The following is an 11,053-nucleotide window of genomic DNA, read 5'->3' on the forward strand; positions in this document are numbered from 1 at the left end:
ACTTCTTGCCCACTCCCATTTCACTTTTTTCAGCAGAGTAAACTATTTTAAATGTTCAACTAAAGTTTTTAATTGCTCTTCATAGTTTTCAAAGAAGGACAAATCATTTTGAGGATCACTTTCTAAGGGATTTAATACTGCGATTTCCACACCGGTACTAGTGGCGATGATTTGGGCTATTTTATCGCTCATATTAGGTTCAACGAAGATTGACTTAATATTATGCTCCTTAACAAATGCCATCACTTCATTTAATTGTTTGACGCTTGGTTCTTTTTCTGCAGAAATACCCGTTACTCCAAGTTGTTTTAAACCAAAGCGTTCAGCTAAATAATAAAAAGCTGTATGTTGGGTTAAAAAGGTTTTATTATCAAACTCATTAAACATTGCTTGATATTGTTCGACTAATGCCTCCCCCTCTTTGACCATCTTTTCAGCATTTTGTGTATAAATGTCAGCATTATCAGGATCAATTTGGGCTAATGATTGGGCGATTAATTTGGCTTCATTCCCTACTTCAATTGGATCGAGCCAGGAATGTAAATCATAAGCATTGCCGTGTAAATCGGATTCTTCGCCATGGTCATGACCATCATCCACTGAACCTTCTACTGTCTTAAATTCTAAGCCTTCTGATGCTTGTATCATTTGCACAGGGTGACTGCCTTTGTTCGCTTCTAAATTTTTAGTCCAAGATTCTAATGACTTAGAATGATAAATAAAAATATCGGCATCATAAATTGCCGCCACATCAGATGCTGATGGTTCAAAACCATGAATGCCTGTTCCTGAATTAATCATTTGTACTTCATGAAGATCGCCAACTACCTCAGAGGTAATGGCATAAATGGGATAAAAACTGGTGACTATCGTCAAGTTATTTTCTGCTGCGTTAACGATTGATGATGGTAGCATTGTACTTAATAACAATAAAATACTACCTAAAAATGTAATCATTCTTTTCATTGTAATACTCCTTGTAAAATATATTTAAAGATTTTTTGACTTATGGGAAATCCTTAAAAGCCCGTATATTAATCTTGTAGCTTGGTTGTGGTATCATATTACAGAATAATCTGTCTTAAAAGGTACGACTGGATAACACGATACCTCTTTGTTTAACGAAAAGAATCGTAAAAAATACCATTTTAACTGTCAATCCTATTCTATAATAAATGTTTAAAGTTTCAAAATAAATAAGGTTGAGCAGTACTATTTTTCCTACTCAACCTCATGGTTTAACACAACATAAATTAAATTTTAAGCGAATCGTCTACTGTTGCTCTAAAACATCTTTAATTAATGAGTACATATATTGTTCCGCATCAAATTTTTGTAAATCCGTTGCTTTTTCACCTAAACCGATGTATTTAACAGGTATATCTAACTCATAGCGAATTGAAAGGACAACGCCACCTTTAGCGGTACCGTCTAATTTCGTTAATACTAATCCGGTAATTTCAGTCGCTTCATTAAATTGTTTTGCTTGAATTAACGCATTTTGTCCAGTCGTTGCATCGAGAGCCAGTAAAACTTCTTGTACACCATTAGGGTTTTCGCGTTCAATGATGCGTTTAATTTTGGCTAATTCTTGCATCAAATTCGCTTTAGTTTGTAAACGTCCCGCAGTATCCACTAATAAATAATCATAATGTTCTTCATTGGCTTTTTTCACTGCATCAAAAACTACTGAAGCTGGATCACTTTGAGCTTTTCCGGTTACAACAGGAATTCCTAAACGCTCGCCCCAGACATTCAATTGTTCAATCGCACCCGCACGGAAAGTATCAGCGGCAGCTAACAGTACTTTATGCCCCTCTTGTTTTAACTGATAACCAATTTTTCCGACAGAGGTCGTTTTACCCACACCATTGACACCAACGAATAATATAACCGTTGGACCATCTGGATTAAGACGAATATCATTACGCTCCTGGCCATCTTTTTCATAGATTTGCACCATTTTTTCTAACATGACTTGTTTGACATCATTGGCCTTATAGGCATTACGGGCTTCTAATTCGTCACGAATCGCGTCCGTTAACGCCATGGTCATTTGAAAACCAACATCCGCACTGATAAAAGCTTCTTCAAGGTCTTCATAAAATTCTTCATCTATTTCTCTAAAGCTACTAAATAAATCATTGATACGATCTGAGAAATTTTTTCGTGTTTTCTCCATACCCTTGTCATACGTATCAAAAACGATCTGATCTTCGACGGGTTGTTCTATTTCCTTTATAACAGTATCTTCACCGGTAAAGGCACGACGAATACGGTCAAATAATCCCATTGGAATTCCTCCTTTTATTTGATGAATTGATAAATGGCTTCCGCGACACCATCATGATTATTATCTGCGGTAATATGATCAGCTTTAGCAGTAACTTGTGGTACAGCATTACCCATCGCCACTCCAACTCCTGCAAATTCAATCATCGATAAATCATTTTCTTGGTCACCAATTGCCATCACTTCACTTGGTTCAATTTTTAAGTAGTCGGCTAATTCTTTTAATGTATTTCCTTTAGTTACACCAGGGGCTACAATTTCAAGTAAATTAGTTTGTGACTTAAAAACAGAATATTGACTGACTAACTCTGAAGGCAATTTTAAAATTTGCTCATCTAAATAGTTAGGTTCACAACATATTACAAACTTATTAAATTGATGATCTTTTGAAAAAGTTGCGAAGTCTTGAGTCTTGGCAATGGTCTTTTTACGATTATTAAAATAAATCGACGGATGGTTTTCTGGATAAAACGGTGGCTCATAGACATGTTCAGCATCAATAATATTAAATGGTAATGTCAAATCTTTAGTTACATTATACCATTTTTGCATATCGGTTTGCGACAAAGTGTGCTGTTTAATCACTTCTCCATTAGCCGCTTTTTGAACGAGACCGCCGTTAAAGGTAATAATAAAATCCTCGGCTGAATTTAAGCCAATTTCCTCAACAAAGTCCTTCATCAATAAATAAGGACGTCCAGTACACAAAACAATCTTCACACCTTGTTGATGCGCATCATGTAATGCTTGAATATTTCTTTTTGAAATATTGCCGTCACTATTTAATAATGTTCCATCTAAATCAATGGCGATTAATTTAATCATCTTGTTAAGCACTCCTTTTCGCTTCTATTTCTCATTGTTAGCTTCACTCAAACGTACAGAAGCCAATTTCGATATACCTGAACGTTCCATGGTAACACCATATAGTACATCCGCATGTTCCATCGTACCTTTACGGTGCGTAATCACAATAAACTGTGTATTTTCAGTAAATTGTTGTAAATATTCTCCATATCGATACACATTCGCATCATCCAAGGCCGCTTCTACCTCATCCAATACACAAAATGGTACGGGTTTGGTCTCTAAAATTGCAAATAACAAAGCAATGGCTGTAAAAGCACGTTCGCCCCCCGATAATAAAGCAAGATTTTGCTTACGTTTACCAGGTGGTTGCGCAATAATATCAACTCCAGTGGATAATAAATTGTCAGGATCCGTCAATTCTAATGATGCTTCCCCTCCACCAAATAAAGATTTAAAGGTACGTTTAAATTGTTGATTAATTTGATGGAAGGATTCACTAAATCGTTTAATAACTTCCGCATCCATCGCATCCATCGTATCTTGTAATTGTCCCATCGCTGTTAATAAATCTTCTTGTTGTTCTAATAAATAAGTGTAACGCTCATTTAAATTTTCAAAATCTTCAATCGCTGCTAAGTTAATCGGTCCTAAATTATCGATTGCTTTTCTTAATTCTTTAACGCGACTGGACACTTCTGAAATAGCTAACTCTGTTTGGACTTGTTGACTAGCCGCTTCATAACTTAATTGATATTTTTCATTTAAATAATTTAGATGGTTATCAATCAATTCTTTAAATTTTTCAATTTGTGCTTGTAATTTTGCTTGTAATTTAAATTGCGCTTGTTGTTGTTGTTGAATCTTTACCTTCTTATTTTCTAAATCGCGTAAATTTTGGTTCCATTCACTACGATTTTGTTTGCTTTGATCAAGCTTCGTCGTATGTTCAACCAACTCATTATTTAAAGTTTCGATTTGAGATTCTACTTCCATAATGGTTTCTTTCAATTGATTTAAATCTTGCTCACTACTTAATTGATTATTTTGATAATTTTCAATAAATTCGTTTAACTGAACGAGTTGTGCAGTAAGTTGCTCTACTTGAGTTTTAATTTGTCTTAACTCAGATTGTTTAACTGCTTTTTCGGTATTGAGTTGTGACAATTCATGATTTAATTGTTCAATTTTCTTTTGACGGTCTGCTTGCGATACATTCATTTGTTCCAATTGCTGAGTACCTTCCGCAATCTTTTGCGTCATTAACCGAATGGTTTCTTGCGCTTCGGTTAATTTAGCTTGTGATTGATTGATAAACTGTTCCGCTTCATCAATATCCATTTGTGCTACTTTCAGTTCATTTTGATTAATTTTTACTTGTTGAACAAATTGTTGTAAAGCTTGTTTTTGTTGGTTTACTTCATGGTTAATTTGATTAACTTGATTAAGACTCGCCTCACCATTTTCACGCACGCTTTGTTCCAATTCTTCTATTTGATCAATTTTCGTAATCATTGACTTTTGACTGTTAGTAGCAGCCTCTAATTCTATTAGCGCCTTTTCTAAATCAGTTTGGCGACTTAGCATCGAAGTTTGTTGGTTTCGTTGACGACCACCGGTGATGGAGCCACCTGGCATTAAAATATCGCCTTCTAGGGTAACTATTTTTACTTGATGTCTTAATTGTTTAGATAAACTTTGAGCATTGACAATTGTATCCATCACGATTGTATTGCCCAATAAATTCTCAATAATGGCTTGATTAATCTCATCAAATGATACCAATTGATGACCAATCCCTATATAACCCGCATGGTTTTGTGCCGGTTGTAAATGATAATTCTGAACAGAACGGCCTTTAATATTCGGTCTCGGTAAGAAGGTAGCTCGCCCAGCTCGATGCTCTTTCAAGTAAGCAATTGCCTTACGTGCAGATTGATCATCTTCAACCACAATGTGTTGTAATGAACCTCCTAAGGCTGTATCAATGGCTAATTGATATTCTGGCTTAACATGGATTAACTCGGCCACTGTGCCATCGATACCCCCAATATCGTTAGCATGTTGCATCACAAATTTAACGCCACCATAATAGCCATCATATTGTTCTTGCATTTGTTTTAATGAGTTCACACGTACATTCAACGTATTGACTTGCCGTTCGATTGCAAATAATTCTTTTTGAATTTGATTGCGTTTCTGTTGTAGGGCTTGCCATTCTTGTTGCAGTGATTGATGATGTTCATTTTGCGTTTTTTGGGTTGCCTCTTTTAATTCGAGTGATGTTTCTAATTCTTTTAATTCCGTTTCACTGGAGGCTAATGTTTCTTTTAACATTTGGTGTTTATTTTTGGCACGTTTCAAACGCATCGTTTGTTGTTCAATTTGTTGTTCTAATAGGTTCACTTCATTTTTGGCACTTGCTTCAGATTGATAAAATTGAATCATTTCACCTCTTAGTGTTTCAACCTGATCATCCGATAAACCAGCTGCCATTTTTCTATCTGATTCAAGCTGACTAATTTTATCTGTTAATTGTTCAATTTCGGTTTCAAGCGTCACTTTAGACGTACTTTGTTTTGCTAAGTCCTCTTGAATACGTTCTTTTTGAACCAATTGATTTTCAAATTGTAAAGTTTTTTCATCTGTATTGGCCTGATTGAATTGCAGTTCCTGTTGGAGCATCTGATATTTTGCTTTGGCTTGTTCAACCTTTCGAACGAGTTCTTGATGAGTTTCATTTTCACGGTCAATTGAGATTAATAAATCGTCCAACATTTGTTGTTGTTCAATGATCGTTTCCGATAAATTGGTCAATTCTTCCTCATCCAATTGAATAGCTTGGTCGACATTGGATAACTTCTCTTGAGCTTCATCCCATTTTATTCGATTTTGTTCAATTTGATGGGTATACAATGATATTTCTAAACTAGACAGTTCTTCTTGGTACGTTTGATATTTCAAAGCAGTTTCGCGCTGTTTTTTTAGGGGCTTAATTTGGCCTTCTAATTCATGAATAATATCTTTAACACGGCTTAAATGATCCTCAGATTTAATCAATTTACGTTCCGCTTCGGCTTTACGAAACTGATACTTTTGCACGCCAGCGGCTTCCTCAAAGATAGCTCGTCGCTCTTCTGGTTTATTTAGAAAAATACTTTCGACTTTTCCTTGAGAAATCATCGCAAAACTATTTTTTCCTAATCCAGAGTCTAAAAGTAAGTCGACAATATCTTTTAGTCGTACGGACTCATTATTAATATAATAATTACTTTCACCATTACGATTATAACTTCTGGTAATACTAATCTCACTAAAATCATAATCTAGATAGCGATCCTCATTATTCAGCACTAAGGTAACTTTAGCTAGGTTAACGGCCTTACGATCTTGGGTTCCGTTAAAAATAACGTCTTCCATTTTAGAACCACGCAAACTCTTAGCGGATTGCTCTCCTAAAACCCAACGAATGGCTTCAGAAAGATTACTTTTACCACTCCCATTAGGCCCTACAACAGCAGTTAATCCTTTGTCAAATTCAATGACCGTTTTATCAGCAAACGATTTAAACCCAGTCATTTCAACACGTGCTAAATACATGATATCACCTCCAATTTTTTCAAATTTCAATCTAGGTTATTATAACATAAATGCAATCACTTCACACTATTAGGGACAGGAGAAATGATGAGATAAATCTTTAACCACTATGCCTTATCGTCTCCCTCATCACTTGCTGCCTATAATAAATCTCGAATACTCTTAAAAAACGACTACTGATAAAATTTTCGCGGCTTTAATAATGATGGTTTAAGTTCTTTAGTTCATCGCTAGATTTATGATGGTTTTCTTGCATATTAACCATAATCTTGTATACTTTAAATTAGGAAACTGAAGAAAGTTGAGAGGGAATCAGATGAATCATCTATATATTATCGCCAATATTCAAGCTGGATCCGGCAATGGTGCCGACGTATTAAATCAAGCTCAAGACTACTTAAGAAAATTTCGTGCTCCTTTCATTACACTAACGACAGAATATAAAGGACATTCAATTGAATTAACCCAACAAATTTTAGCTAAAGCTGAACAACGAACAATTGATACGATTATTGTAGTAGGTGGTGATGGGACCCTACATGAAGTTGTAGCCACTTTAAAAAAAGCTAAGCAAACCATCCCCATCATCTATTTAGCCGCCGGTACTGGCAATGATTTTAAACGAACGTGGTCGCCAAATGCTTCGGTAGAATCTACATTACAAAAGTACTTGTTTCATAGACAAATCACGACAGTCACAATATTTGAATCGTATAATCATCTCACAAAAAATACGGATATTGTATTAAATAGTTTAGGTTTTGGTCTTGATGGTAAAGTTATTTATGAAGTCAATACAACGCCTCAAGATGCATTTTTCCATCAATTTCTTAACGGAAAATTTTCCTACTTGGTTAATGTCTTTAAAGCTGTTAGAAAATTAGACCATTTTGATGTGCACTTAACAGTTGATAATCAAACAATAGAGTTTGAGGACTGTCAGTTAATTTCGTTAATGAATTCACCCTATTTAGGTGGTGGTATTCAGCTATCCAATGACATCAAAGCCGATGAAAAGATTATCAATGTTGTTGCTATTAAAAATGTTAAGCCCATTAACTTAATCAAATTAATGTGGCAAATATTAGTCAGCAAAACCACACCGGCCGCTGAACACTATTTTTACACAAAAGGTGAAAAAGTAACGATTCAAATTGAAGAACCGATTCTTAGTCAAGTCGATGGTGAACTGCTTAATAAAGATCAAGCACATTTGACCTTGACTTTAACTGAATATCCATTTTACCTTTAATAGAAAAATGAAACTTGCTTCTCCTGGCTTTATGACCTTTTCAGCACCTTCTGTTGCTAATTGAGTCACGCTAGTTTGAAACAAGTTTCTTTTTTTAATTTGTTTTCATAAAATCATAAGGCGAGAGGTTCTCCATACCAATCATTGGGTCAATTAACCAAATCGTTTCTTCCGTTAATTCATTTAAATTAAGCCTTGGCTCTTCATCAGAAACTAACGCTTTTTGGGAATTGTCCTCATCAGTTGTTAAACCTTGATGATGTTTGGCTTCTAGCGAATCTGAATGCGCATGCTCTTCTGATTTAAGCTTTGTATCATCAATTGTTGTAGGTGTTAAAGTTAATTGTTCAAGCGTATCTACTGTATTTTCATTATGTTGACCATTAGGTGTAGCTGTTTCAGATGGAATGGTTAATAAATTCCCTTCTTCATCTTCATACGCTACCGTTTCATTGGCAAATTTTATTTTTAATAAGTCATTTAAAAATGTTTGTCTCGGAATGATATTAGCAGTAGTCGCTTTATAAAAACTATTAGGATTGCCGACCATTACTAAACTGGTCTTCGCCCGAGTGATAGCTGTATAAAGAAGGTCCCTTCTCAACATCCTTGAATACATATCAACCAATGGGAGAATAACTAAGGGATATTCACTCCCTTGTGATTTGTGAATTGAACAACAGTAAGCTAAAGTTAATTGATCTAAATCACTACGCTTATAAGTTAATTCACGTTCATCAAAGGAAACAATGATCTCTTCTACATTTGAATCTGTTTCTGCCCCGGTCATGATAGCTGTTATTTTACCAATATCACCATTATACACATCGGCTTCAGCATTATTAACTAATTGTAAGACCTTATCGCCTACTCTAAACACCGTATCGAAATATTGAATTTCTCTTTTACCTTTTTTAGCCGGATTCATAATGGCTTGTAATTGAGTATTTAATTCATTAATACCGGCTGCTCCTTTATACATCGGGGCCAGCACTTGCATATTAGTGCCATCAAAATGTTTATTTTGGGCTTTCGCAACAATTGTTTGCACGACTTGTGCTACTTGGTCGGGTTGACAACGAATAAAAGAACGATCATTTTGCTTTTCTAAAAAGTTATCCGGTAAAGCACCATTCTTAATACTATGGGCTAATTCAACAATTGTACTGCCCTCGTTTTGCCGATAAATGGTATTGAGTTGAATCGTAGGTAAACATTTAGAGTCTATTAAGTCATTAAAAACTTTCCCTGGACCTACTGATGGCAGTTGGTCTTTATCTCCTACGAAGACTACTTGCATATTATATGGTACTGCTTGTAGTAACCAATTCATTAACCAAGTATCGACCATCGACATCTCGTCTACTATCAAAAGATTGCCTTCTAACTCTTCTTGGGCTGAAAAGTCTTCATAATCAGAATCGCGATTGAATCCCAACATACGATGAATGGTCATCGCAGGTAAATCTGTCATCTCATTCATTCTTTTTGAAGCTCTTCCCGTAGGTGCCGCTAATAATATCGGGGCAAAATCTGGTTTATGTTTCAAATCTTCTAATGAATACTCATGTAAGGTAGCATGAAGATGAATCAATCCTTTAACAAGCGTTGTTTTCCCTGTTCCAGGACCACCGGTAATAATAGACATTGGTGAATTAATCGCCAATTTTAACGCCCTTTGTTGTTGTTCATCGTATTGAATGGCATTTAACTCCATCACTTCCGCTAATGCTGAATCAATATCCGCTTCATCAAAATAATCAGTCATTGAATATTGTAAATGATTTGATAATTTAGACATAATGCCAACCTCAGCGTAATATAAACTGGGTATCATAATGCCTTCAGCTAAATTCATTAAGCGTTTTTCTAAAATCGCTTTGTCTAAGGCTAAATTCATTAAACTGTCATCTAATAAAAAAGGACGAGCACTTTCTAACATTTCCCGACTCTTCATTAAACAAGCCTCGCGCTCAACATAGGTATCGCCATTATTATTACAGTGTTCATTAACGACCGTATAAATGCCGGCGATGATGCGATCCACAGAATCCGCTTCAAATCCTAATTTTTCAGCCAAATTATCGGCTTTATTAAAGCCAATCCCCTCAATGGATTCAACCAGCTCATAAGGATTTTCCTTAATCTTTTCAATCGCTGAACTTTTATATTTTTGATAGATTTTATCGGCAAATTTTGGACTAAAGCCCCATTCAAATAATTGCATAAACACCCGCTCAGTGCCTTGGTGTTTGAGTAAGTTTTCTCTTAAAGAAACTTGAACTTTTTGGTTTAAACCTTTGACCTTTTTCAAAGCATTAGGATCCGCAATAATAATATCAATGGCCTCCATTCCTAATGCATCCACGATATTTTTAGCCAGCTTAATACCAATACCAGGGAACCGTTCACTAGATAAATAATCAATTAAACCTTGCTCTGAGGTAGGGGCTAGTTGTTGATAACGCGTCACAGCGAATTGTTCACCGTACTTTGGATGGTTTGTAAAATGTCCATAGAACTCATAATTCGTATCATAATGTAGTGTAGCAAATTGACCGGTAATAACTAATTCTTCTGCTGTCAAAGCATTTGACAATTCATCATCTACGTTAATACGAACCACTTTATATAAATTACTTGGGTTTTCAAAATAAATGGCGTCAATTGTCCCCACAATTAATACTTCGTCCATCATGCACCTCCTCATATAAGCCATATTATAACATATCTATTAGTAAAATTAAGAAAGAAATATTTTTGGATTGCCTAAGAAGTAACAATTCGATTATTTTTGGCTTCGTCACTCCAGACACAAGCCCATGAGTATCTCTTAACCTAGGAATTAGGACACAGATTGAGACCACTCATCACCGTTTATCATTTAAACCTATTTAACTTCTGTCGTTCTTTTTCCACTAAATATTTATAGCCTATTTATTATGAGTCCACACAAAAAGTTGTAGAGCCTATATGTTTAGCAAAATATTGGTATTACAAATGCTGATTAGATAAAAAATAGAGGCTGGACAAAAACTTTTTAAATTCTGTTCAGCCATATCTATTTAATTCAAAGCGCAGTGGTTGAGTGGTCTCAAACTG

At 35.3% G+C, this 11,053-nt stretch carries 6 protein-coding genes; 1 reads left to right on the plus strand and 5 read right to left on the minus strand.

Annotated features, from left to right (window positions below):
* Positions 1–42: 42 nt before the first annotated feature.
* The 4 genes from GSA01S_RS07225 to smc all read right to left on the minus strand — a co-directional run bounded on the left by GSA01S_RS07225 (position 43) and on the right by smc (position 6,699).
* Entirely contained in the window at positions 43–966 is a 924-nt protein-coding gene (locus GSA01S_RS07225) for a metal ABC transporter solute-binding protein, Zn/Mn family (RefSeq protein ID WP_066126205.1), read from the minus strand.
* Positions 967–1,273: 307 nt separating this feature from the next.
* Positions 1,274–2,293, minus strand: a complete 1,020-nt coding sequence (ftsY, locus tag GSA01S_RS07230; protein WP_066126206.1) for a signal recognition particle-docking protein FtsY — start codon at positions 2,291–2,293, stop codon at positions 1,274–1,276.
* Between the two features lie 14 nt (positions 2,294–2,307).
* A complete protein-coding gene (locus tag GSA01S_RS07235) occupies positions 2,308–3,117 on the minus strand; it encodes a Cof-type HAD-IIB family hydrolase (RefSeq protein ID WP_066126208.1) in 810 nt (269 codons plus the stop codon).
* Between the two features lie 24 nt (positions 3,118–3,141).
* A complete protein-coding gene (smc, locus tag GSA01S_RS07240; protein ID WP_066126210.1) occupies positions 3,142–6,699 on the minus strand; it encodes a chromosome segregation protein SMC in 3,558 nt (1,185 codons plus the stop codon).
* Positions 6,700–7,015: 316 nt separating this feature from the next.
* Between smc and GSA01S_RS07245 the strand changes: the two genes are divergently transcribed.
* Complete coding sequence (locus GSA01S_RS07245; RefSeq protein ID WP_066126213.1) at positions 7,016–7,951, plus strand: diacylglycerol/lipid kinase family protein; 936 nt, start codon at positions 7,016–7,018, stop codon at positions 7,949–7,951.
* A 94-nt stretch (positions 7,952–8,045) separates the two neighbouring features.
* Here GSA01S_RS07245 and recD2 read toward each other — a convergent pair whose 3' ends face one another.
* Positions 8,046–10,646: an SF1B family DNA helicase RecD2 gene (gene recD2 / locus GSA01S_RS07250; RefSeq protein WP_066126214.1), complete on the minus strand. Its 2,601-nt coding sequence runs from the start codon at positions 10,644–10,646 to the stop codon at positions 8,046–8,048.
* Positions 10,647–11,053: the final 407 nt, after the last annotated feature.

The sequence above is a fragment of the Globicatella sanguinis NBRC 15551 genome (assembly GCF_001552295.1).
Taxonomy (GTDB): Bacteria; Bacillota; Bacilli; order Lactobacillales; family Aerococcaceae; genus Globicatella; species Globicatella sanguinis.

What these genes read in the sequence shown, in the direction of transcription:
- GSA01S_RS07225 (WP_066126205.1), bottom strand. Translation starts at nt 966, where the DNA reads ATGAAAAGAATGATTACATTTTTAGGTAGTATTTTATTGTTATTAAGT.
- ftsY (WP_066126206.1), bottom strand. Translation starts at nt 2,293, where the DNA reads ATGGGATTATTTGACCGTATTCGTCGTGCCTTTACCGGTGAAGATACT.
- GSA01S_RS07235 (WP_066126208.1), bottom strand. Translation starts at nt 3,117, where the DNA reads ATGATTAAATTAATCGCCATTGATTTAGATGGAACATTATTAAATAGT.
- smc (WP_066126210.1), bottom strand. Translation starts at nt 6,699, where the DNA reads ATGTATTTAGCACGTGTTGAAATGACTGGGTTTAAATCGTTTGCTGAT.
- GSA01S_RS07245 (WP_066126213.1), top strand. Translation starts at nt 7,016, where the DNA reads ATGAATCATCTATATATTATCGCCAATATTCAAGCTGGATCCGGCAAT.
- recD2 (WP_066126214.1), bottom strand. Translation starts at nt 10,646, where the DNA reads ATGGACGAAGTATTAATTGTGGGGACAATTGACGCCATTTATTTTGAA.